The sequence below is a fragment of the Streptomyces coeruleofuscus genome (assembly GCF_039532725.1).
GTDB classification, from domain to species: domain Bacteria; phylum Actinomycetota; class Actinomycetes; order Streptomycetales; family Streptomycetaceae; genus Streptomyces; species Streptomyces coeruleofuscus.
The window spans coordinates 811,243-833,041 of record NZ_BAAASE010000003.1 but is presented as its reverse complement, the minus strand read 5'-3'; the positions used below and the strand labels follow the sequence as shown (position 1 = coordinate 833,041).

The window sequence follows — 21,799 nt, the reverse complement described above, 5'->3', positions numbered from 1 at the left end:
CGTACTCCGGGGTGCCCGTCTGTCTGTGGGTCAGAACTCCGTGATCGGGTTCTTCAGGGTGCCGACCAGTTGGAGGGCGCCGGACGGGTCCGACAGGTCCACCATCTGTTCGTTGTTGCGCAGTTGGAGGCGGTTGAGGCAGGACAGCGCGAACTCGGGGGCGAACATGTCGTACTGCTTGAACTTGTCCGCCAGTCCGGGCATCGACTCCTGGTACTCGCGGGTGACCTCCGCGACCGTGCGCCAGAAGTCGTCCTCCTCCAGGATGCCCTCGGAGGCGAGGTTCGCCGCGAGGAAGCGGAAGAAGCAGTCGAAGACGTCCGTGAAGATCGACAGGAGTTTCTTGTCCTCCGGAACCTCCACGCGGAGCCGCTCCACCGTCGGCGGCAGCACCGCGTCCGGGTCCATGACGGCGATCTCCTCGGCGATGTCCTTGTAGATCGCGCGCTGCACGACGCCGTCCTTCAGCACGAGGATGACGTTCTCGCCGTGCGGCATGAAGACCAGGTCGTAGGCGTAGAAGCTGTGCAGGAGGGGCGTGAAGTACGCGCGGAGGTAGTGGCGCAGCCACTCCTTCGGGGTGAGGCCCGACTGCTCGATCAGCGCGCCCGCGACGGACGCCCCCTCGTGGTCGACGTGGACCAGCGAGGCCATGGTGGCCAGGGACTCGCCGTCCTTGAGGGACGGCACCGGGCTCTCCCGCCACAGCGCGGCGAGCATCTTGCGGTACGGCGAGTAGCGGTCCGTCGCCTGCTCGTACTCCAGGTGCCGGTAGCCGACCGCGGCGCGCTCCCGGATGATCGACAGGCCGGTCGACTTCAGGACCTCGTCGTTGTCGATGAGCTGGGCCAGCCAGTCGTTGATCGCGGGCGTGGCCTCCATGTAGGCGGCCGACAGCCCGCGCATGAAGCCCATGTTGATGACGGACAGGGCCGTCTTCACGTAGTGCTTCTCGGGGCTGGACCGGTTGAAGAACGTCCGGATGGACTGCTGGGCCAGGTACTCGTCGTCGCCCTCGCCCAGGCACACCAGGTACCCCCGGGCGACCTCGGCGGCGAAGGTGACGGTGAGTTTGTTCCACCACTGCCAGGGGTGGACGGGGATGAGGAGGTAGTCGGCCGGGTCCAGGTCCTGGTCGCGCAGGACGCCGTGGAAGCGCTCGACGGTCTCCCCGCCCAGCTCCTCGCGCAGGAACGACTCGTACTCGATGCCGACACCGGCCGTGAAGGCGGCCCGCGAGCGGTGGGCGGCCAGCCACACCAGGCGGACCGGGCTCGCCGTCTCCGGCGCGTACGACAGGTACTCGTGGATGCCGAAGCCGAGCCGGCCGTTGTTGGCCACGAAGCAGGGGTGGCCCTCGGTCATGCCGGTCTCGATGGCCTGGAAGTCACCGCGTGCCAGCTCGGCGGCCGTCGTCTTCGGCTTGGTGAGCTTGTAGCAGGTGCCCGAGAGGGTGGAGGAGATCTCCTCCAGGTAGACGGGCAGGATGTCGTCGCTCAGGCCCAGGGACTTCTGCAACTCGATGAAGAAGTCCAGGGCGGCGAGCGGGAGTTCGGAGCCGTCCCGGTGGCGGGTGATCGAGTCGGCGTCGACCTGCCAGTGGTCGAGGGCGCGGACCGTGGCCGTGAAGGTGTACCGGGTCTGGCCGTCGTCGCTGCGGACGACGTAACCATCCCCGTCCTGCTCGGGGGTGATCAGCCGCTCGTGCGCGAACTCGGCGAGTGCCTTGCGGATCAGGAGGCGGTTGGCCCGCGCCCAGCGGTGGGGGGACAGATGCGCTACGGCGTCGGACAGGGTCATACGGCTACTCCTCGGGCGGCCAGGAACTGATCGCGCGTGCAGAAGCTGAGCAGCGCGCGCTTCTCCGGCTTGTCGATCTCGCGCTCGGGCACGAAGCCGACGGCCTCGTTGAGCGCGTGTACTGCCTTGTTGCTCACGTCGGGCTCCACCACGACCCGCCGGGTGCGCGGATCGGCGAACAGCTCGTCCATCACGGCGGTGATGACGGCCCGGGTGAAGCCGTGGATCGGCCGGTCGGTCGGCGCGACGAGGAAGTGCATGCCGACGTCGCCGGGCTCGGGGTCGTACAGCCCGGTCAGCTCGACGTACCGGGGGTCGTACTTCTCCATCAGGAACGCCGGTCGGCCCTCGTGCAGGCCGAGGTAGGCGTGGTGGTGTTCGTGCGCCGCGATGCGCATGTACTCGCGCTCGACGTCCGGGAGTTTCGCGTCCTGCATCATCCAGTAGGCCGCCTTGGGGTGGGTGACCCAGGAGTGCAGCAGCTCGGCGTCCTTCAGGGGGTCGAGCGGGCGGATGGTGAACGTGCCGATGTCCGTGGTGCTCATACGGAGAACTCCTGGAACGCGATCGTCTTCTCCACCGGGTAGTACTCGGTGCCGAGCAGCTCGCGGATGATGTACGCGTTCCGGTACGGGCCCATGCCCAGGTCGGGGCTGGTGATGCTGTGGGTGTGGACGCCGGCGTTCTGGAGGAAGATGCCCCGGCCGGTGACGTCGACGGCGTAGTTGCGGGCGACGTCGAAGTTTCCCCGGGAGTCGTAGACCAGGCGGTCCCGCACGGGCTTGAGGAACTCCGGCTCGGCGTACCGGTAGCCGGTGGCCAGGACCAGGCCCTCGGAGGTCAGCTCGAAGTCCTTGCCCTGCTCCTCCTGGCGGAAGCCGAGCGTGTACGTGCCGTTCTCGTACGCCGCGCTGGTCAGGGAGGAGTTGGTGAGCAGGCGCGTGGGCACGGGACCGCCGAGGTTCTTCTGGTAGAGCAGGTCGAAGATCTCGTTGATCAGGTCGCCGTCGATGCCCTTGAACAGGCCCTTCTGCTCGGCCGTGAGGCGGTAGCGAGTGGCCTCGGGCAGCTCGCGGAAGTAGTCGGCGTACTCCGGCGACGTCATCTCCAGCGTGAGCTTGGTGTACTCCAGCGGGAAGAAGCGCGGGGAACGGGTGACCCAGTTCAGCCGGTAGCCGTGGACGTCGATCTCGCTGAGCAGGTCGTAGTAGATCTCGGCGGCCGACTGGCCCGAGCCGACGAGTGTGATCGAGTCCTTCTTCTGGAGCTCCGCCTTGTGGCTCAGGTAGCGGGAGTTGTGGATGAAGTCGCCGCCCAGGTTCTCGCAGGCCTCGGGGATGTAGGGCGGGGTGCCCGTGCCGAGGACGAGGTGACGGGCGCGGAAGACGTCTCCGGCCTCCGTGTGCACGACGTAGACGTCGTCTTCGTACCGGACTTCCGTCACCGTCGTGTTGAAGCGGATGCTGCGCAGCCGGCTCGCGGCCCAGCGGCAGTAGTCGTCGTACTCGACCCGCAGCGGGTAGAAGTTCTCGCGGATGTAGAACGAGTACAGTCTGCCCTTCTCCTTCAGGTAGTTCAGGAAGGAGTACGGGGACGTCGGGTCGGCGAGGGTGACCAGGTCCGACATGAACGGCGTCTGGAGATGTGCGCCGTCGAGGAACATGCCCGCGTGCCACTCGAAGTCGGGCTTCGACTCCAGGAAGACGCCGTCGAGTTCGTCGATCGGTTCGGTGAGGCAGGCCAGGCCGAGGTTGAAGGGGCCGAGCCCGATGCCCACGAAGTCGTGGGTCTTGGTCGGGTTTTCAGGACGCGCGGTCAAGGGACTCTCCCAGGTACTGCTCGGCGTGGCCGGCGATCAGATCGAGGACGGCGGCGATGTCGGACGCCTGCGTCTCGGGGTTGAGCAGGGTGAACTTCAGGTAGTGGCGGGCGCCGACCTTGGTGCCCGCGACGATGGCGTCGCCGGAGGCGAACAGGGCCTTGCGGGCGTAGAGGTTGGCGCGGTCGATCTCGGCGGGGTCGGTGACGGCCGCAGGGATGTAACGGAAGACGAGGGTGGACAGGCTCGGCTCCACGACGACGTCGAAGCGCGGGTCGCCGGCGAGCAGTTTCCAGCCCTCCCGGGCCAGCTCGCACACCTCGTCGAAGAGCTGCCCGATGCCGTCGGCGCCCATGGTCCTCAGCGTCATCCACAGCTTGAGGGCGTCGAAGCGGCGGGTGGTCTGGAGGGACTTGTCCACCTGATTGGGGATACGCTCCTCCACCATGCGGCGCGGGTTCAGGTACTCGGCGTGGTAGGTGGCGTGCCGGAGCGTGGCCGCGTCGCGGACCAGCACGGCGGACGAACTCACCGGCTGGAAGAAGGACTTGTGGTAGTCCACGGTGACGGAGTCGGCGCGCTCGATGCCGCTCAGCCGGTCCCGGTGCTTCAGGGAGGCGAGCAGCCCGCAGCCGTAGGCGGCGTCGACGTGCATCCAGGTGCCGAACTGCTCGCACAGCTCGGCGATCTCCGGCAGCGGGTCGATGGAGCCGAAGTCGGTGGTGCCGGCGGTGGCGACGACGGCCATGGGGACGAGGCCGTCCTGCTTGCAGCGCTCCAGCTCGCGGGCCAGCGCGACGGTCTGCATGCGCTTGTCGTGGTCGACGGGTATGGAGACCACGGCGTCCTGGCCGAGCCCGAGCAGCTTCGCGGACTTCTTCACGCTGAAGTGGCTGACCTCGGAGGAGAAGATCCGCAGTTTCGCCAGGGTGTCGGTCTTGGCCTCCTCACGGGCGAGCAGCAGCGCCTGGAGGTTGGACTGGGTGCCGCCGGAGGTGAACACGCCGTCGGCGGCGGGGCCGAGGCCGATGCGCTCGTTCGTCCAGTCGATCAGTTTGCGTTCGATGAGGGTGCCGCCGGCCGACTGGTCCCAGGTGTCCAGGGAGGAGTTCACGGCGGCCAGGACGGCCTCGCCGAGCACGGCCGGGATGACGACCGGGCAGTTGAGGTGGGCCAGGTAGCGGGGGTGGTGGAAGTAGATCGCGTCCCGGAGGTAGACGTCCTCCAGTTCGTCGAGCACCGCGGCGGTGTCGTGCAGCGGCTTGTCGAGGTCGATCGCGTCGATGGCGGGAGCGAGGGCGTCGACGGTGACGCCGCTGAACGGCCGTTCGGTGGTGGCGATTTTGGCGGCCACCCGCTCGACTCCGTCGGTCACGGAGCGGCGGTACTGCTCCGCGGTGGTGTCGTTGAGCAGGTGCGAGCGCATGTGGGGGTCCTCCGGTGGGGACAGTCCGGTGCGGGACAGGGGCGGGCTGAACCGCGGGTTCAACTTAGGTAAGCCTAACCTAAGTTGATCGACGGGCAACCGGGCCCTGCCGTGACTGTGGTCACTCGGGTCGGGTGGGTACGGGGAAAGGCCTGGGAGGGGGCGGAGGGCTTGTGGGCTGCGGTGTTACCCCTCGGCCCGCAACTGCTCCTCGCTCACGCCGCGGCGCCAGTAGCCGACGAACGTGACCCGGCGGCGGTCGATGCTGCGCTCGCGCACGAAGTGCCGGCGCAGCTCCTTCACGCAGCCGGACTCGCCGGCGATCCAGACGTACGGCCGCTCGGCGGGCGGCAGTTGGGCCTCGCGGAGGGCGTCGAGGGCCGTGGAGGAACCCTTGTGGCCCTTCTCCTCCCTCACGAGCCAGGTGATCTCGGCATCCGCCTCGGTCGGCAGGTCCTGGATGTCCCCGGCGTGCGGCACCTCCAGCCAGACCCGGGCACGGGTGCCGGCCGGCAGCGACTCGACGATGGCCGAGGCGGCCGGTACGGCGGTCTCGTCGCCCCAGACGACCACGAGGTCGGTGTCCTCGGGCGGACGGAAGCGGATCGCCCGGTTGTCGGCGACGGCCGGGCCGAGCAGCAGGACCCGGTCTCCGGCGGCGGCCCGGGCGGCCCAGCGGGAGGCGGGACCGGCCTGCACCGAGGCGCCCGGCTCGATGCCGTGCAGCGCGAAGTCGATGTCGATCTCGTCCGGATCGCGGCGCAGTGCCCGCAGGGTGTACGACCGCATCACGGCCCGTACGTCGTCCGGCAGTTCACGCCAGCCCTGCCACCACCCGTCCCCGAGCTCCAGCGGGACGACCGGCTCGGGCTGCCCGGGGTGGGGCAGGAACAGCGACAGCGACTGGTCACGCCCGTCGGAGTGGAAGGCGTGCAGATCGGGTCCACCGAAGGTGACACGGACCAGGGACGGACCGAGCCGCCTCGTCCGCACGACCTGGAGCGAGAAGAAACGGAACGGGGCGGCTACGGCGGTGGTCATGTATGGCTCCTGAGTTGGCGTCAGGCAGTGTCGGGGCGTGCCTCAGGGGCGCGGGGAACTGCGCGACAAGCCACATGCGGCTCGCAGCCGCATATGTCGAGCAGCCCCCACGGCGCTGAGCGCTCAGCCGACCTTCTTGGCGGTCTCGATGGCCTTGGCGAGGTTCTCCACCAGCGGCACACACTTGTCGTAGGACAAGATCGGCTCAGCCGAACGCGAGATGACCTGCCCGGCCTTGACCGCCGGCAGCTTCTTCCACGTCGCCTCGGTGATGTTCGCCGGCTGGATCGCCGAGGACCGGTCGTCCATCATGATGATGTCGGCCGCGTACTTGTCGACGTTCTCCCAGCTCAAGCTCTCGAACCAGCCGCCGCCCTCGGCCTTGGCCTTCTCCGGCGGCTCGACGAAGTTCACGCCGAGGGCCTTGAAGTACTCCAGGTCGACGGAGAGGTTGGTGCCGGAGACGTAGAAGAGCTCCTGGCTCGCGGAACCGGCCATCACCTTGATGTCGGGATGTGCCTTGGCGGCCTTGCGCAGCCGCTCGGAGGCCTCCTCGAACCGCTTCTTGGCGTCGGTGGCCTTCGCGGCCTTCATGTCGCCGCCGAGGGACTCGGCCAGCTCCCACATGCGCTGGAGCGGGGCGGTGAGCTGACGGTCGTAGACCGATATGCCGACGCTCGGGGCGAGCTTGGCGATCTTGTCCTTGGAGGCCTCGGGGACGTACCAGAGGGTGCCCGCGGAGTCGAACATGGTGCTGATCAGCACCTCGGGGGCGAGGGCGGCGTACTTCTCGACGTTGAACTGGTCCCAGGTGTTGCCGAGGATGGTCACCTTGCTGATGTCCATGTCGCCGGCCTGGACGTCGGGCTTGCCGTCCTGCGTCTTGGTCGGGCCGAAGACGCCCTTGACGGAGACGCCGTAGTCGTGGAGGGCGGCGGCGACGCCGGTGAAGGCGACGATGTTCGCGGGGACCTTGTCGAGCTGGACGTTCTTGCCGCGGTCGTCCTTGAAGGACCACGGGCCGGACTTGGCGGACGCCTTCGAGTCCGAGCCGCCGTCCGTCGAGTCCTCGCTGCCACACGCGGTCACGAGGGCACCGAGTCCGAGAGCGCCACCGGCGGCGAGGATGCCGCGGCGGGAGAAACGGGCGGTTCTGGCGTTCGACATCGCTGGGTCTGCTTTCGTACGTTCGGAGCCACTGCGGGCACGGCTGTCAGCCAGTTGGCTGGATTTAAGATTAGGTTAGCCTAACCTCATGCCGTGTCCAGGGGGGCCCTGGTATCTGTGCCCGGGGAGAGGGCGGGAATGCGGACGGGCGCAGTGATCCGGATCACCGCGCCCGTGAGCAAGCCCCAGCCGGTAGTTCAGCTCACCAGCCCCAACTCCCGTGCGATCAGCATCCGCTGGACCTCGCTCGTGCCCTCGCCGATTTCGAGGATCTTGGAGTCGCGCCACATACGGGCGACCGGGTACTCGTTCATGAAGCCGTAGCCGCCGTGGATCTGGGTGGCCTCGCGGGCGTTGTCCACCGCGATGGTGGAGGAGTAGAGCTTGGCCAGCGCCGCTTCCTTCTTGAAGGGGTCGCCGGACACCAGGCGGGCCGCCGCGTCGCGCCAGGCGAGGCGGGCCGTGTGGGCCTTCATCTCCATGTCGGCGATCTTGAACTGGATGGCCTGGTTGGCGGCGATCGGCTTGCCGAAGGCGTGGCGTTCCTTGGCGTACTTGACGGATTCGTCGACACAGCCCTGTGCCAGGCCGGTGGCCAGTGCCGCGATGGCGATGCGGCCCTCGTCGAGGATGCGGAGGAACTGGGCGTAGCCGCGGCCCTCCTCGCCCAGCAGGTTCGCCGCCGGGACCCGGACGTCCGAGAAGGACAGTTCACGGGTGTCCGAGGCGTTCCAGCCGACCTTCGAGTACGGGGCCGCGATCGTGAAGCCCGGCGTGCCGGAGGGGACGATGATCGAGGAGATGAGCGGCTTGCCGTCCGGCGTGCGGCCGGTGACCGCCGTGACCGTCACCAGGCCCGTGATGTCCGTGCCCGAGTTGGTGATGAAGCACTTCGTGCCGTTGATCACCCACTCGTTCGTCGACTCGTCCAGGCGGGCCGTCGTGCGGGTCGCGCCCGCGTCGCTGCCGCCGTCCGGCTCCGTCAGGCCGAACGCGCCCAGGAGTTCGCCGGAGCAGAGGCGGGGGAGCCATTCCCGCTTCTGGGCCTCCGTGCCGTAGCGGTGGACGGGCATCGCGCCGAGCGAGACGCCGGCTTCCAGGGTGATGGCCACCGAGGAGTCCACCCGCGCCAGTTCCTCCAGGGCCACGCCCAGCGCCAGGTAGTCGCCGCCCATGCCGCCGTACTCCTCGGGGAACGGCAGCCCGAACAGGCCCATGCGGCCCATCTCCCGGACGATCTCGTACGGGAACTCGTGCCGCTCGTAGAGGTCGCCGATCTTCGGCGCCACGACCTCGTGCGCGAACTCCTCGACTGTGCGGCGGAGTTCCTCCAACTCGGGGGAGAGGCGGTAGTCCATGGTGATCACTGCTCCTCGGTGTCCTCGTGGGACAGGGCTCGGACGGTGCGGGACGGGCTGGGTCGGCCCAGGTGGGTGGCCATCCACGCGCTGGTGGCGACGAGGCGGCCGAGGTCGATTCCGGTTTCGATGCCGAGGCCCCGCAGCATCCACACGAGGTCTTCGGTGGCCAGGTTGCCGGTCGCCGACTTGGCGTACGGGCAGCCGCCCAGGCCGCCCGCGGAGGCGTCGACCGTCGTGACCCCCTGCTGGAGGGCCGCGAGCGTGTTGGCGAGGGCCTGGCCGTACGTGTCGTGGAAGTGGACGCCGAGGGCGGACGGCGGGACTCCTGCTTCGTCGAGGGCCGCGAGGAGCGCGACCACGTGGCCCGGGGTCGCCACGCCGATCGTGTCGCCCAGGCTCAGTTCGTCACAGCCCATGTCCAGCAGGGCCCGGCACACCTTCACCACCTGGGGGATCGGGACCGCGCCCTCCCAGGGGTCGCCGAAGCACATGGAGAGGTAGCCGCGGACGTGGACGTCCTCGGCCTTCGCCCGGCTCACCACCGGGTCGAACATCGCCAGTGCCTCGTCCACCGTGCGGTTGAGGTTGGCCTTGGCGAAGGACTCCGTGGCGCTGGCGAAGACCGCCACCCGCCGGGCGCCCAGGGCCAGGGCGCGGTCCAGGCCCCTTTCGTTCGGGACGAGGACCGGGAGCGCCGCCGGGAGGTCACTGACGAGAGGGAACAGCTGCTCCGCGTCCGCCAGTTGGGGGACCCACTTGGGGTGGACGAAGCTCGTCGCCTCGATCGTCGTCAGACCCGCATCGGCCAGACGGCGGATGAACTCCGCCTTGATCTGCGTCGGGACCGTCGCCTTCTCGTTCTGCAGGCCGTCGCGCGCGCCCACCTCGTGGATGCGGACGCGGGTGGGGAGGTCCGCGGTCGGGACCACCATCGGGAGACCGTCGACTGTCATTCCTCCGCCTCCTCGTGGGGTGCGATGACCGCCAGCACCTGGTCCATGGCGACCGTCGAGCCCGGGGTCACATCGAGTTCGGTGACCTTGCCGGCGTGCGGGGCGGAGATGACGTGCTCCATCTTCATCGCCTCCACCACCAGCAGGCTCTGGCCCGCCGTCACCTCGTCGCCGACGGCGACCTTCACCACCGTCACCGTGCCCGGCATGGGCGCGGTCAGCGAGTCGGCGCCCGCGTGGGCCGCGCGGCTCAGGGACGCGGCCACCGGGTCGTGGTCGCGCACGTGCCAGGCGTCGCCGTCGCGGCCCAGCCAGTCGGCGGCGCGGTGGAAGGTGTGGCGGACGCCGTCCAGCGTGACGGAGACCCGGTCGTCGGTGACCGTGGCGGTGCCGCGCGGGGTGTACTCCAGGGGGTCCTGCACCCGCAGGTGGAAGGCGGGCGGCTTCCGGGCGCCGCCGATCCGCCAGCCGCTGGGGACCGAGAAGGGGTCCGTCCAGCCGCCGGGCCCGGGCGTCAGCGCGTCCAGGCGTACGGCCGCCGCCGCCTCGTACACCTCCTCCGGTACCTCCGTCGGGATTAGTACCTCGACCTCCCGCTCGACCAGTCCGGTGTCCAGGTCACCGGCGACCACCGCCGGGTGGGCGAGCAGCCGGCGCAGGAAGCCGGCGTTGGTCTGCACCCCGAGCGTGACCGTCTCCGCCAGGGCCGAACGGAGCTTGCGCAGGGCCGTCGCGCGGTCGGGACCGTACGCGATGACCTTCGAGAGCATCGGGTCGTAGAGGCTGCCGACCTCCGTGCCCTCCGTGAGGCCCGAGTCGGTGCGGATGCCGTCACCCTGCGGTTCGCGGAGCCTGAGGACCGTGCCGCCGGAGGGGAGGAAGCCGCGCGCCGGGTCCTCGGCGCAGATGCGGGCCTCCACCGCGTGGCCGGTCAGCCGTACGTCCTCCTGGGCGAAGGCCAGGGGCTCGCCGGCCGCCACCCGCAGTTGCCACTCGACCAGGTCCAGGCCGGTGATCAGCTCCGTGACCGGGTGCTCCACCTGGAGGCGGGTGTTCATCTCCATGAAGTAGTACGACGACGGGTCGACGCCGGGGACGATGAACTCCACCGTGCTCGCGCCCCGGTAGCCGCAGGACCGGGCCGCCTGGACCGCCGCCTCGCCCATCGCGGAGCGCGTCCGCTCGTCGAGGAGCACGCTCGGCGCCTCCTCGATGATCTTCTGGTGGCGGCGCTGGAGGGAGCACTCGCGCTCCCCGAGGTGGACGACGTTCCCATGGCCGTCGGCCAGGACCTGGATCTCGATGTGGCGGGGGCGGTCGATCCAGCGCTCGACCAGGAGCGTGTCGTCGCCGAAGGAGGCGCGGGCCTCGCGGCGGGCCGCGGCGATCTCCTCCTCCAGCCGGGTCAGGTCCCGCACCAGGCGCATGCCCTTGCCGCCGCCGCCCGCGCTCGGCTTCAGCAGCACGGGCGCGCCCAGCTCGCGGGCCGCGTCGGCCAGTTCGGGGTCGCGTCCGCCGGGGACCACGGGCACGCCGGCCGCCCGGACCGTCTCCTTGGCACGGATCTTGTCGCCCATGAGGGAGATCGCGTCCGCCGGAGGGCCGATGAAGACCAGGCCGGCCTCGGCGCAGGCGCGCGCGAAGGCGGCGTTCTCGGCGAGGAAGCCGTAGCCCGGGTGGACGGCCTGGGCGCCGGTGCGCGCGGCTGCCTCCAGCAGGCGCTCCACCGACAGATAGCTCTCGGACGCCGGGGCCGGTCCGATCCGGACCGCCGTGTCCGCCTCGCGGACATGCCGGGCGTCGGCGTCCGCGTCGGAGAAGACGGCCACCGAGCGCACGCCCATCGACCGCAGCGTACGGATGACCCGTACGGCGATCTCGCCCCGGTTGGCCACAAGCACTGTCTCGAACATCGTCGTCCGTCCCCTCACATCCGGAAGACGCCGAACTGGGGGTCACCCAGGGGCGCGTTGGCGCACGCGGTCAGGGCCAGGCCCAGGACCTGCCGGGTGTCCAGCGGGTCGATCACACCGTCGTCCCAGAGGCGGGCCGTCGCGTAGTAGGCATTCCCCTGGCGCTCGTACTGGGCGCGGACCGGGGCCTTGAAGGCCTCCTCGTCCTCGGCCGGCCAGGACTCGCCGCGCGCCTGAAGCTGGTCCCGCTTGACGGTCGCGAGGACCGAGGCGGCCTGCTCGCCGCCCATGACCGAGATCTTGGCGTTCGGCCACATCCACAGGAAGCGGGGGGAGTACGCCCTGCCGCACATCGAGTAGTTGCCGGCACCGTACGAGCCGCCCACCACGACCGTCAGCTTCGGCACGCGCGTGCAGGCCACCGCCGTGACCATCTTGGCGCCGTGCTTGGCGATGCCGCCCGCCTCGTAGTCCTTGCCGACCATGAACCCGGAGATGTTCTGGAGGAACACCAGCGGGATGCCGCGCTGGTCGCACAGCTCGATGAAGTGGGCGCCCTTCTGGGCGGACTCGGAGAACAGGATGCCGTTGTTGGCGACGATGCCCACCGGGTGGCCGTGGATGCGGGCGAAGCCCGTGACCAGGGTCTGGCCGAACTCGGACTTGAACTCGGCGAAACGGGAGCCGTCGACGACCCGGGCGATGATCTCGCGCACGTCGTACGGGGTGCGGGAGTCGACCGGGACCGCGCCGTAGAGGCCGTGCGGGTCGACCTTGGGTTCTGTCGCCTCCGTGACCTCCCAGGGGAGCGGTCCTCGCGCGGGGAGGGTGGAGACGATCGTGCGCACGATGCGCAGCGCGTGCGCGTCGTTCTCCGCGAGGTGGTCCGTGACGCCCGAGACGCGGGAGTGGACCTCGCCGCCGCCGAGCTCCTCCGCCGTGACGACCTCACCGGTGGCCGCCTTCACCAGGGGCGGGCCGCCCAGGAAGATCGTGCCCTGGTCGCGGACGATCACCGCCTCGTCGCTCATCGCCGGGACGTACGCCCCGCCGGCCGTGCAGGAGCCGAGGACGGCGGCGATCTGGGGGATGCCGGCGCCGGACATGCGGGCCTGGTTGTAGAAGATCCGGCCGAAGTGGTCGCGGTCGGGGAAGACCTCGTCCTGCATGGGGAGGAAGGCGCCTCCGGAGTCCACGAGGTAGACGCAGGGGAGGCGGTTGTCGAGGGCGACCTCCTGGGCGCGGAGGTGCTTCTTGACCGTCATCGGGTAATACGTGCCGCCCTTGACCGTGGCGTCGTTGGCGATGATCACCGTTTCGCGGCCGCTGACCCGGCCGATGCCGGCGATGACACCGGCGGCCGGGGCCTGGCCCTCGTACATCCCGTCGGCCGCGAGCGGGGCCAGCTCCAGGAAGGGCGAGCCCGGGTCGAGGAGGGTGTCGACGCGGTCGCGGGGGAGCAGCTTGCCGCGCGCGGTGTGGCGGGCGCGGGCCTTCTCGCCGCCGCCCTGCGCGGCTGCGGCCAGCTTGGCGCGCAGCTCCTCCACGAGGGCGTGGTGCGCCTCCTCGTTGGCCCGAAAGGCCTCCGACGCGGGGTCTGCCGCGCTCGTGAGCTCCGGTGCCTCGTGCATCCTGCGGTCCCCTCACCTTGTTAATGAGCGTTAACGCATTTCCTTCAGGTTAACGACCGCTAACCTCCCTGTCTAGAATCGATTTCATGGCCACGAGAACCGATGCCCCCACCCGACGCGAGCAGATCCTCAAGGAGGCTGCCCGGCTGTTCGCCGAGCGGGGCTTCCACGGGGTCGGGGTCGACGAGATAGGTGCCGCTGTCGGGATCAGCGGGCCCGGGCTGTACCGGCACTTCGCGGGCAAGGACGCGATGCTCGCGGAGCTGCTGGTGGGGATCAGCGGGCAGCTGCTGACCGGGGCGAAGCGGCGGGTGGCGGAGGCGGACGGGGGTGCGGGGGCGGAGGCGGTCCTCGACTCGCTGATCGAGGGACATATCGACTTCGCGCTCGACGACCGGCCTCTGATCACCCTGCACGATCGGGAGCTGGATCGCCTCCGGGACAGTGACCGGAAGATGGTGCGGCAGCTTCAGCGGCAGTATGTGGAGCTGTGGGTGGGTGTGGTGCGCGAGGTGTATCCCGCGTTGGGGGAGCCCGCGGCGCGGTCGGCCGTGCACTCGGTGTTCGGGCTGCTGAACTCCACGCCGCATCTGGGGAGGGCGGGGTCTCTGCCCGGGCGGGGGGCTACGGCGGAGCTGTTGCATCGGATGGCTCGGGGGGCGTTCGCGGCGGCGGGGGCGGCGTAGCGAAATTTCGCCCGTCCGCGGTGCCCTGGCTGACGGCCGCGGCCTCGGCGGCGTAGCCGAAGCCGTATGCGGCCGTCGCCCGTGATCATCCCCGCAGGGTCGTTCTCACCCGGAGCGCGTAGAAGCGAGTCGTCTGCGTCTTGTTCTCATTGTCGTCGCTGGCCAGGACGACCTTCAGGCTGTTCTTCGCGTGGCCCGTGATCGTCATGGCCTCGATGTTGTCGAGGAGGGGGTTCGGCTGGGGCTGTTCGGCCGTCGCGCCGAGGGAGGGGCAGGTCGCGAGGTCGGTGAGGAGGGTCTTGTCGACCAGGCGGGTGCCGGGGGCGGCCGGTAGCGTCTCGACGGCGCTCGTGTCCGTCGCCTTGCGAGGGTCGGCCAGGTAGAGGCGGACCGTGTTGCCGACGCCGGGGGTGAAGCCGCGTTCCAGGACCAGGAGGCGGCCGTCGGGGGTCGCCTGGACCTCGGGGACGCCCAGGCCGGGGTCCGTGCGGTAGGCGTACTGGGCGCCGAGGGTGAAGTGGCCGTGCGGCGACCGGCGCCAGGTCTGGAAGCGGACGATCGTCGAGTCGTCGCCGGAGAGCGCGTACTCCATGGAGGCCAGCAGGGTGCGGCCGCCGGGGAGCAGGGTCAGGCCCTCGAAGGTGCCGTTGGGCCGGGCGCGGCCCGCGGGGCTCACGCGCAGCGAGTCCGGGACCGGGAGGCGGCCGAGGAGCCTGCCGGTGCGGGAGTAGCGGCGGATGGAGGGCTCCGTCTCGGAGGAGACGAGATATGTGCCGATGGGGGCGCCCCCGCTCGAGCGAGGCCGAGAGTGGGGGAGGTCGACCACCAGGCCCTCGGAGTCGAGCGCGGTGCCGTTCTCGTCGGTGAGCGGGACCACGGACCGGGGCTTCAGCGTCCTCGCGTCCAGGCGGAAGAGCGACGAGCGGTCGGAGAGGGCGGCCAGGGAGCCGTCACCGTCCACGGCCAGCGCGGAGAAGTTGCCGACGTAGGTGTTCTCGAACGTCGTCTTGTCGAGCGCGTCGGAGTAGCCGCCGATGGAGACGGCCGGCGAGCAGGCGTGCTGCGTGTGCGCCTGGGCGGGGCCGACGGCGGTCAGGCACGTGGCCGCCGCCAGGCCCGCGGTGAGCAGGGCGAGATGGGTTCTGAGGGGCATGGGCGTCACCGTAGGGCGGGCCGGTGACGCCGGGTAGGACGCGTGGTGAAGGGTCGGCTCGCGGCCGGGTCTCCGCGGACGGATGGTCAGCTCGCGGCCAGGTCCTTGTGGATGACCTTGGCCACGGCCTGGATGGTCGCGATGCCGTAGTTCATGGTGCTGTTGCCGTGGGTGAGCACGGTGATCATGTAGTCGTGGCCGCCGCCCTTGAACGCGCCCACGCTGTGCACCCGCCAGCCGTTCGTGGCGCGTTGCAGCCAGCCGTTCTTCACGGCCACGGTGACGCCGGACGGCACTCCGTACGGCGTGCCCCAGCGCTGGGACGAGACGACCTGGCCCATCAGCTTGAGGATGTAGGCGCGGGAGTTGTCGCTCAGGACCGTGTTCTTGGCGGTGATGAGCTTCAGCAGCTTCTGCTCGTCGGTGACGGTGATCTGCGTCAGGCCCCAGTAGCCGTTCGCGCCGGGCTTGGTCTGGGTCATGCCGGCGGCGGTGAGGAAGCCCTTGATCTTCGTCATGCCGAGCTGCTTCCACAGGGTGGAGGTCGCGGCGTTGTCCGACTTGGTGATCATGGCCTTGGCGAGGGTGGTCTCGCGGTCGGTGAGATACCGGTTCGTCTTCTTCGCGTCCCACAGCAGCGTGGCGAGGACGGTGACCTTGACGACGCTGGCCGAGTCGTAGGCGGTGCCCGCGCGCAGAGTGCAGTTCGTGTTGGTGCTGCGGTCGTAGAGGCCGACGGCGACCGTGCCCTTGCGGGTGGCCAGCGCGGCGGTGATGTCCTTCTTCAGCTTGGCGGCGAGGCCGGCCTTGGCGGACGTACAGGTCACGGCCGGAGTGGCGGCGGAAGCGGGCGTGGCGGCGGCGACGAGCGGCACGAGCACGCCCGTACCCACGGCCGCCGCCAGCACTCTCGCGCGGCGGGATATCCCAGAGGTCATGCACCCATGACTCATCGGGGCGGGGGAAAGGTTGTGCGACTTGGTGAAGACTTGTGCGAGTCGTTACCGGGCGCCGTGTGTTTTCACAGAGTGGGCCCAATTCCGGCACATGCGGCACGGCGGCCACAAGCCAGGGTTGTTCGCCACGCCTCGACCCGGCCGTTCCGCTGACCCCTGCCGAAACTCTTGACGCCGCCTTTCCCGCCGGGATACTTGCGGTCGACAGCGCGCCAACTGCCGCGTCAGCGACGGGACTTCATTGCCTCCGATCTGATGTCGACAGCGGCTTCGCATGTCCGAGATCCCGAACGTCGTGCGAAGTTTCGCAAGCTTCGTCACGGCCACCCCCCACAGGAGGATCCGCAATGAGCCCACGCAAGGCAGTCATAGCCGCCCTCACGGCCGCACTGCTGACCGGCCCGGCCGTCGCCCAGGCCGCCACCCCCCGGACCACGTCCCAGGCCGCACCCACCCCGGCCCGCGAACGCGCCGCCGCCGCCACCATCACCTGGTCCCTCGCACGGGCGAGCAACCCCACCGAGGACCAGCGCACCGCCTACGAGGCCATCACCCGGGCCATGAACGCGGCGGTGGCCCGCTACAACAACCTCAGTGACCTGGGCAAGACCATCACCGTCCGCTACGAGCCGGGCGTCCCCACCGCCGACGGCAACATCAACGGGACCATCCGCTTCGGCAGCAACCGCAGCTACATGACCGAGCGGACGGCCCTGCACGAGATCGCCCACACCATCGGCGTGGGCACCAGCTCGGGCTGGTCCCGCCTCGGCGGCAGCGGCACCTGGACCGGCGGGCAGGCGACCGCGCTGGTCAAGCAGTACGACGGCTCGGGCGCGAAGATCTCCACCGGCGGCGGCCATTTCTGGCCCTACGGCCTGAACTTCGAGAACGAGATGTCGAACACGGCGGCCGACCGCCACGTCCACCTCGTCGCCGCGATGGTCCGCGACGGCCTCTAGGTCGTGTTCGAGCCGTGTTCGGAGGAGTGACCGGGGTGTGGGGTGGGCCGGCCGGAAAGTCGCGGTCGGCCCACCGCATCGTGTCTGTTGGGGCGGGCGCCGGGTACACGGTTCATCACGCGTGTGGGGCCGAGGGAGAGGAGGTCGGGGCGGTGGCGGTGAAGGCGATGGGATGGGCGCACTCGTTCCCCATGTCCGAGGGAGTACGCGCCGGGCGGGAGTGGACACGCAGGCGTCTGGAATCCCTGCCCTGGGCCGCTGCGGAGCCGGACACGGTGGACGCCATCGTGCTGGCCGTGTCCGAGCTGATCACCAATGCGCACATCCACGCGCACAGCGACGCGCACCTGGTCCTCACCTGGGACGGCGACTGCCTTCATGTGAGCGTCCACGACGAGGACCCGACGCTGCCCCGCCAGCGCGAAGCGGAGCCGGGGGATGTCTCCGGCCGCGGAGTGGCGATCGTGCAGAAGCTCGCCGATGAGTGGGGGATGCGGTGCCGGCGGAACGGCAAGACGGTGACGGCGTGCTTCCGCCCCGCCGATACCGATACCGGCGACGACCGGCATGACGGCAGCAGCAACTGAGTTCCGCTCACCGGTGCGCCGCGCGGGTCCTGAGGACTGGGCGTCGGTCGGTCGGCACTGGTCGAGGAACAGCTCGTACTCGTCCTTGACCGAAGCCGCTCAGTCCAGATGCGTCGCCGCGAACATCCGCAGCACGGCCGGGAGCAGGACCACCGAGGGCCCCGGCGAAGCGAGTTGCTTCGCGAGGTCCTGCTCCAGGCTCTCCGGGGTCGTACGGACCCCGGGAACGCCGAAGGACTCCGCCAGCGCCACGTAGTCCGGCCGGGACAGCTCCGTCGCGGTCGCCTCGCCGAACGTGTCGGTCATGTACTCGCGCAGGATGCCGTAGCCGCCGTCGTCGACGATCAGCCAGGTGACGTTCAGTCCGTACTGGCGTGCCGTCGCCAGCTCGGCGATCGAGTACAGGGCGCCGCCGTCGCCGGAGACGGCGAGGACCGGCCGGGTGGGGTCGGCCACCGCCGCGCCGAGTGCCGCCGGGAAGGCGTAGCCGAGGCCGCCCGCGCCCTGGGCGGAGTGCATGTGGTTGGGACCCTTGGCGTCGAATGCCGACCAGGCCCAGTACCCGAGGATCGTCATGTCCCAGAAGGACGGGGAGTCGGCGGGGAGGGCCTTGCGCACCGACGCCAACACCTCCTGCTCCACGGTGAGTTCCTGGGCGGCGATGCGTTCGGCGACCTTCGCGAGCAGTGCGCGGACGCGCTCCGGCGCCGTCGGGTCCTGCCGCTCGGAGACCGTCTCCAGCAGCGCCTGCAACGCGAGGCGGGCGTCCGCGTGGATGCCCAGTGCGGGGTGGTTGGACTCCAGCTTGCCGAGGTCGGCCTCGATCTGGACGACCCGGCCGCGCGGCTTGAACGTGTGGTAGTTCGAGGAGAGTTCGCCGAGTCCGGAGCCGACGACGAGGAGTACGTCCGCGTCCTCCAGGAAGTCCGTGGTGTGGCGGTCCTCGATCCAGGACTGGAGCGACAGCGGGTGCGTCCAGGGGAAGGCGCCCTTGCCGCCGGGCGTCGTGACGACCGGCGCCTGAAGCGTCTCGGCCAGCTGACGCAGCTTCTTCGACGCGTCAGCACGGACGACTCCGCCGCCCGCGATGATCGCCGGACGGGCCGCCTTCGACAGCAGGTCGGCGGCCACGGCGGTCAGTTCGGGACGCGGCGGCAGTTCCTCGGGGAAGGCGTCCCCGCCGGTCACCACCGGGATCGCCGTCTCGGCGAGCAGCACGTCCTGCGGGATCTCCACCCACACCGGCCCGTGCGGGGCGCTCAGCGCCGACGTCCAGGCCGCCTCGATGGCGGACGGGATCTGTGACGGGGTGCGGGCGGTGTGGACCGACTTCACCACGCCCCGGAACGAGGCCGCCTGGTCGGGCAGTTCGTGCAGATAGCCGTGGCGGCCTCCGCCGAGCCCCGCCGTCGGGACCTGGCTGCTGATCGCCAGGACGGGGGCGCTGGCCGCGGCAGCCTCCTGGAGTGCCGCCAGCGAGGTCAGCGCTCCCGGCCCCGTCGACAGCAGCAGCGGCGCCGCCTCACCCGTGATCCGGCCGTACGCGTCCGCCGCGAACCCGGCGTTGTTCTCCACCCGCAGGCCGACATACCTGAGGTCCGAGCGGCGCAGCGCGTCGAACATGCCGAGGGCGTGCTGGCCGGGCAGGCCGAAGACGGTCGTGGCGCCCAGCCCGGCCAGCGTCTCCACGACCAGGTCTCCGCCGTTGCGGCCGGGGGGAGGGTTGAGGGCTGCCTCCGTCTGGGCGGGCGTCGGGCGGAGCACCAGGTCGTGGTCGTGAGTCACTGCGCTTCCGAGTCCTTCCGGGCCGCGGCGATCTGGCGCGACATGATCGTGGTCAGTTCGTACGCCGTGTGGGACGCGGCCACCGATGTGATCTCCGCGTGATCGTACGCGGGGGCCACCTCGACGACGTCCGCCGAGACCAGGTTGCAGGACGCCAGCCCGCGCAGGATCTCCAGCAGCTCGCGCGAGGTCATGCCGCCGGCCTCGGGCGTGCCCGTGCCGGGCGCGTGGGCCGGGTCGAGGCAGTCGATGTCGATGGATATGTACAGCGGCCGGTCGCCGATGCGCTGGCGGAGCTGGTCGGCGACCTCGTCGGCGCCGCGCCGGTAGACGTCGGCCGAGGTGACGATGCCGAAGCCCATCTTCTCGTCGTCGGTCAGGTCCTGCTTGCCGTAGAGCGGGCCGCGCGTGCCCACGTGGGACAGGGCGGAGGTGTCGAGGATGCCCTCCTCGACCGCGCGGCGGAACGGGGTGCCGTGCGTGTACTCGGCGCCGAAGTAGGTGTCCCAGGTGTCGAGGTGGGCGTCGAAGTGCAGCAGGGCCACCGGGCCGTGCTTCTTCGCCACCGACCGCAGCAGCGGCAGCGCGATGGTGTGGTCGCCGCCGAGGGTCATCAGGCGGGCGCCCGTGCCGAGCAGGTCGTCCGCGGCGGCCTCGACGGTCTCGACGGCCTCGTGGATGTTGAACGGGTTCACGGCGATGTCCCCGCCGTCCGCGACCTGGGCGAGGGCGAACGGGGAGGCGTCCTGCGCCGGGTTGTACGGGCGCAGCAGCCGGGACGCCTCGCGGATCGCGTTGCCGCCGAAGCGGGCGCCCGGCCGGTACGAGACACCCGAGTCGAACGGCACGCCCACCACGGCGACATCGGCCCGTCCGCCGACCTCGTCGAGCCGGGGCAGCCGGGCGAAGGTCGCGGGACCGGCGTACCGCGGGACGCGGGAGGAGTCGACGGGCCCGCGGGGAGTCTCGTTGCTGCTCATGAGGAAATGCCTTCTCTCCTACGCTTCATCGCGTATGCGCTGCTATTTACAGCTATGTACTGCTTGCTCTACGACTCTACTGGGGAGCCGCGACCCGTTCGGACGCGAGTTCGGGGGACCGTCCGGCGAGCCGCTCGCGCCAGGCGGCGAGGACGGCGGCGTCGGTGGGGGGAGTGGCCAGGGAGACGGCCAGATAGGCGGCGAGCGAGGCGAGCAGGCCGTAGTAGACGGGCTCGTTGGCGAGGATGCCGTGGGTCGCCATCAGCGCGATGACCGCGAGTCCGCCGACCACGACCGAGGCGAGGGCGCCGTACACCGTGCCCCGCCTCCACACCAGTCCGCCGAGGATCGGCACGAGCAGACCGCCTACGAGGAGGTTGTAAGCGACGGTCAGCGCCTGCACGACGTCGTCGATCGCGATGGCGGTGCCGATGACGGCGATCCCCATGAGGAGGATGAAGGCCCGGTTGCCCCGCACCTCGTCATGGTCGTCCGACGGCGCCTCGACGATCCCCCGCAGCCGGGACCAGATGTCGTTGTTGGCGACGGTGGCGCAGGCGATCAGCGCGCCGGAGGAGGTCGACATCACGGCGGCCAGGGCGGCGGCCAGCACCAGGCCCCGGACTCCGACGGGCAGTTCCTCCTTCACGATGGTCGCGAAGGCGTCGTCCGCGCTGCCGAGCTCGGGGTACAGCACCTTGGCCGCCGTACCGATGACGGCACCGGCGAGGGCGTACGCGAGGCAGTAGGTGCCGGCGACGGTCCCGCCCCACTTGGCGGTCCGGTCGCTGCGGGCGGTGAACACGCGCTGCCAGATGTCCTGCCCGATGAGCATGCCGAAGGTGTAGATCAGCACGTAGGTGAAGATCGTCTCGCCGCCGATGCCGAGCGGGTCGAAGTAGCCGGTGGGCAGTTCGGCCTTCATCGCGGCGAAGCCGCCCGCCTTCACGACGGCGATCGGCAGCAGCAGGAGCAGCACGCCGATGGTCTTCACGACGAACTGCACCATGTCCGTCAGGGTGATCGACCACATGCCGCCGAGCGTGGAGTACGCGACGACGATCGAGCCGCCGAGGACGATCGCGAGCGTGCGGTCGATGTCGAACAGGACGTCGAAGATCGTGGCGTAGGCGATGGTCGAGGTCACCGCGAGCATGAGGGTGTACGCCCACATGACGACACCGGAGATGACGCCGGCCCGGCCGCCTCCGTAGCGCAGGTCGAGCATCTCGGAGACGGTGTAGACCTTCAGCCGGGCGATGCGCGCGGAGAAGAAGACGGAGAGGGCGAGCAGGCCGAGCCCGATGGTGAAGACCATCCAGGCGCCGGACAGGCCGTACTGGTAGCCGAGGCCCACACCGCCGATGGTGGACGCGCCGCCGAGGACGATCGCCGCCATGGTGCCGGAGTACATGGCCGGGCCGAGCCGGCGGCCGGCCACCAGGAACTCGCTCTTGGACCGGGCGCGGCGCATGCCCCACCAGCCCATGGCGAGCATGCCGGCCAGGTAGACGACGATCACGAGGTAGTCGACGGCCATGGGGCCTCCTTCGCGCACGCAGGGAGCGCGGAGCTCGGT

The 21,799-nt window shown here is 70.2% G+C and carries 18 protein-coding genes; 3 read left to right on the top strand and 15 right to left on the bottom strand.

The features are described from left to right. Nucleotides 1–30 precede the first annotated feature (30 nt). The 10 genes from ABFX81_RS14960 to ABFX81_RS14915 form a co-directional block, all read right to left on the bottom strand. Nucleotides 31–1,800: an IucA/IucC family protein gene (locus ABFX81_RS14960; protein WP_086849591.1), complete on the bottom strand. Its 1,770-nt coding sequence runs from the start codon at nt 1,798–1,800 to the stop codon at nt 31–33. Next, nucleotides 1,797–2,345, bottom strand: a complete 549-nt coding sequence (locus tag ABFX81_RS14955; RefSeq protein WP_086849593.1) for a GNAT family N-acetyltransferase — start codon at nt 2,343–2,345, stop codon at nt 1,797–1,799. The genes ABFX81_RS14960 and ABFX81_RS14955 overlap by 4 nt, the downstream gene beginning before the upstream one ends. Next, on the bottom strand, nt 2,342–3,619 hold the full coding sequence (locus ABFX81_RS14950) for a SidA/IucD/PvdA family monooxygenase (RefSeq protein ID WP_086849595.1): 1,278 nt from the start codon (nt 3,617–3,619) through the stop codon (nt 2,342–2,344). The genes ABFX81_RS14955 and ABFX81_RS14950 overlap by 4 nt, the downstream gene beginning before the upstream one ends. Further along, nucleotides 3,603–5,045 carry a lysine decarboxylase DesA gene (gene desA, locus ABFX81_RS14945; protein ID WP_346138164.1) on the bottom strand — a complete coding sequence of 481 codons (1,443 nt, stop codon included), beginning with the start codon at nt 5,043–5,045 and terminating at the stop codon, nt 3,603–3,605. The genes ABFX81_RS14950 and desA overlap by 17 nt, the downstream gene beginning before the upstream one ends. A gap of 186 nt (nt 5,046–5,231) precedes the next feature. Next, nucleotides 5,232–6,086, bottom strand: coding sequence for a siderophore-interacting protein (locus ABFX81_RS14940; protein WP_346138163.1), 855 nt, complete (start codon nt 6,084–6,086; stop codon nt 5,232–5,234). 123 nt (nt 6,087–6,209) lie between these two features. After that, complete coding sequence (locus tag ABFX81_RS14935) at nt 6,210–7,253, bottom strand: ABC transporter substrate-binding protein (protein WP_086854606.1); 1,044 nt, start codon at nt 7,251–7,253, stop codon at nt 6,210–6,212. A 197-nt stretch (nt 7,254–7,450) separates the two neighbouring features. Continuing rightward, nucleotides 7,451–8,611: an acyl-CoA dehydrogenase family protein gene (locus ABFX81_RS14930; protein ID WP_086854610.1), complete on the bottom strand. Its 1,161-nt coding sequence runs from the start codon at nt 8,609–8,611 to the stop codon at nt 7,451–7,453. Between the two features lie 5 nt (nt 8,612–8,616). Then, on the bottom strand, nt 8,617–9,567 hold the full coding sequence (locus ABFX81_RS14925; protein WP_086854607.1) for a hydroxymethylglutaryl-CoA lyase: 951 nt from the start codon (nt 9,565–9,567) through the stop codon (nt 8,617–8,619). Then, on the bottom strand, nt 9,564–11,480 hold the full coding sequence (locus ABFX81_RS14920; RefSeq protein ID WP_086854608.1) for an ATP-binding protein: 1,917 nt from the start codon (nt 11,478–11,480) through the stop codon (nt 9,564–9,566). The genes ABFX81_RS14925 and ABFX81_RS14920 overlap by 4 nt, the downstream gene beginning before the upstream one ends. A gap of 14 nt (nt 11,481–11,494) precedes the next feature. Beyond that, nucleotides 11,495–13,111 carry a carboxyl transferase domain-containing protein gene (locus ABFX81_RS14915; protein WP_086854609.1) on the bottom strand — a complete coding sequence of 539 codons (1,617 nt, stop codon included), beginning with the start codon at nt 13,109–13,111 and terminating at the stop codon, nt 11,495–11,497. A gap of 86 nt (nt 13,112–13,197) precedes the next feature. On the opposite strand from ABFX81_RS14915, the gene ABFX81_RS14910 reads away from it, so the two are divergent. Next, complete coding sequence (locus ABFX81_RS14910) at nt 13,198–13,797, top strand: SACE_7040 family transcriptional regulator (RefSeq protein ID WP_346138162.1); 600 nt, start codon at nt 13,198–13,200, stop codon at nt 13,795–13,797. Between the two features lie 85 nt (nt 13,798–13,882). Here ABFX81_RS14910 and ABFX81_RS14905 read toward each other — a convergent pair whose 3' ends face one another. Together ABFX81_RS14905 and ABFX81_RS14900 are read right to left on the bottom strand one after the other, a co-directional pair. Continuing rightward, nucleotides 13,883–14,950 carry an esterase-like activity of phytase family protein gene (locus ABFX81_RS14905; protein WP_086847457.1) on the bottom strand — a complete coding sequence of 356 codons (1,068 nt, stop codon included), beginning with the start codon at nt 14,948–14,950 and terminating at the stop codon, nt 13,883–13,885. An 86-nt stretch (nt 14,951–15,036) separates the two neighbouring features. Then, nucleotides 15,037–15,888, bottom strand: coding sequence for a serine hydrolase (locus ABFX81_RS14900; RefSeq protein WP_086847459.1), 852 nt, complete (start codon nt 15,886–15,888; stop codon nt 15,037–15,039). Between the two features lie 365 nt (nt 15,889–16,253). Between ABFX81_RS14900 and ABFX81_RS14895 the strand changes: the two genes are divergently transcribed. Together ABFX81_RS14895 and ABFX81_RS14890 are read left to right on the top strand one after the other, a co-directional pair. Further along, nucleotides 16,254–16,868, top strand: a complete 615-nt coding sequence (locus ABFX81_RS14895; RefSeq protein ID WP_346138161.1) for a hypothetical protein — start codon at nt 16,254–16,256, stop codon at nt 16,866–16,868. A gap of 152 nt (nt 16,869–17,020) precedes the next feature. Continuing rightward, complete coding sequence (locus tag ABFX81_RS14890; RefSeq protein ID WP_086854601.1) at nt 17,021–17,455, top strand: ATP-binding protein; 435 nt, start codon at nt 17,021–17,023, stop codon at nt 17,453–17,455. Nucleotides 17,456–17,554: 99 nt separating this feature from the next. Here ABFX81_RS14890 and ABFX81_RS14885 read toward each other — a convergent pair whose 3' ends face one another. From ABFX81_RS14885 to ABFX81_RS14875, 3 genes are all read right to left on the bottom strand, one after another. Next, entirely contained in the window at nt 17,555–19,240 is a 1,686-nt protein-coding gene (locus tag ABFX81_RS14885) for a thiamine pyrophosphate-dependent enzyme (protein WP_086854598.1), read from the bottom strand. After that, nucleotides 19,237–20,220, bottom strand: coding sequence for an agmatinase (speB, locus tag ABFX81_RS14880; RefSeq protein ID WP_086854599.1), 984 nt, complete (start codon nt 20,218–20,220; stop codon nt 19,237–19,239). The genes ABFX81_RS14885 and speB overlap by 4 nt, the downstream gene beginning before the upstream one ends. Nucleotides 20,221–20,296: 76 nt before the next feature. Further along, nucleotides 20,297–21,760 carry a sodium:solute symporter family transporter gene (locus ABFX81_RS14875; RefSeq protein ID WP_086854600.1) on the bottom strand — a complete coding sequence of 488 codons (1,464 nt, stop codon included), beginning with the start codon at nt 21,758–21,760 and terminating at the stop codon, nt 20,297–20,299. Nucleotides 21,761–21,799 lie beyond the last annotated feature (39 nt).

Coding starts and splice junctions, on each gene's coding strand:
- ABFX81_RS14895 (WP_346138161.1), top strand. CDS start 16,254: ATGAGCCCACGCAAGGCAGTCATAGCCGCCCTCACGGCCGCACTGCTG.
- speB (WP_086854599.1), bottom strand. CDS start 20,220: ATGAGCAGCAACGAGACTCCCCGCGGGCCCGTCGACTCCTCCCGCGTC.
- ABFX81_RS14910 (WP_346138162.1), top strand. CDS start 13,198: ATGGCCACGAGAACCGATGCCCCCACCCGACGCGAGCAGATCCTCAAG.
- ABFX81_RS14935 (WP_086854606.1), bottom strand. CDS start 7,253: ATGTCGAACGCCAGAACCGCCCGTTTCTCCCGCCGCGGCATCCTCGCC.
- ABFX81_RS14960 (WP_086849591.1), bottom strand. CDS start 1,800: ATGACCCTGTCCGACGCCGTAGCGCATCTGTCCCCCCACCGCTGGGCG.
- ABFX81_RS14875 (WP_086854600.1), bottom strand. CDS start 21,760: ATGGCCGTCGACTACCTCGTGATCGTCGTCTACCTGGCCGGCATGCTC.
- ABFX81_RS14930 (WP_086854610.1), bottom strand. CDS start 8,611: ATGGACTACCGCCTCTCCCCCGAGTTGGAGGAACTCCGCCGCACAGTC.
- ABFX81_RS14940 (WP_346138163.1), bottom strand. CDS start 6,086: ATGACCACCGCCGTAGCCGCCCCGTTCCGTTTCTTCTCGCTCCAGGTC.
- ABFX81_RS14905 (WP_086847457.1), bottom strand. CDS start 14,950: ATGCCCCTCAGAACCCATCTCGCCCTGCTCACCGCGGGCCTGGCGGCG.
- ABFX81_RS14900 (WP_086847459.1), bottom strand. CDS start 15,888: ATGACCTCTGGGATATCCCGCCGCGCGAGAGTGCTGGCGGCGGCCGTG.
- ABFX81_RS14955 (WP_086849593.1), bottom strand. CDS start 2,345: ATGAGCACCACGGACATCGGCACGTTCACCATCCGCCCGCTCGACCCC.
- ABFX81_RS14915 (WP_086854609.1), bottom strand. CDS start 13,111: ATGCACGAGGCACCGGAGCTCACGAGCGCGGCAGACCCCGCGTCGGAG.
- desA (WP_346138164.1), bottom strand. CDS start 5,045: ATGCGCTCGCACCTGCTCAACGACACCACCGCGGAGCAGTACCGCCGC.
- ABFX81_RS14920 (WP_086854608.1), bottom strand. CDS start 11,480: ATGTTCGAGACAGTGCTTGTGGCCAACCGGGGCGAGATCGCCGTACGG.
- ABFX81_RS14925 (WP_086854607.1), bottom strand. CDS start 9,567: ATGACAGTCGACGGTCTCCCGATGGTGGTCCCGACCGCGGACCTCCCC.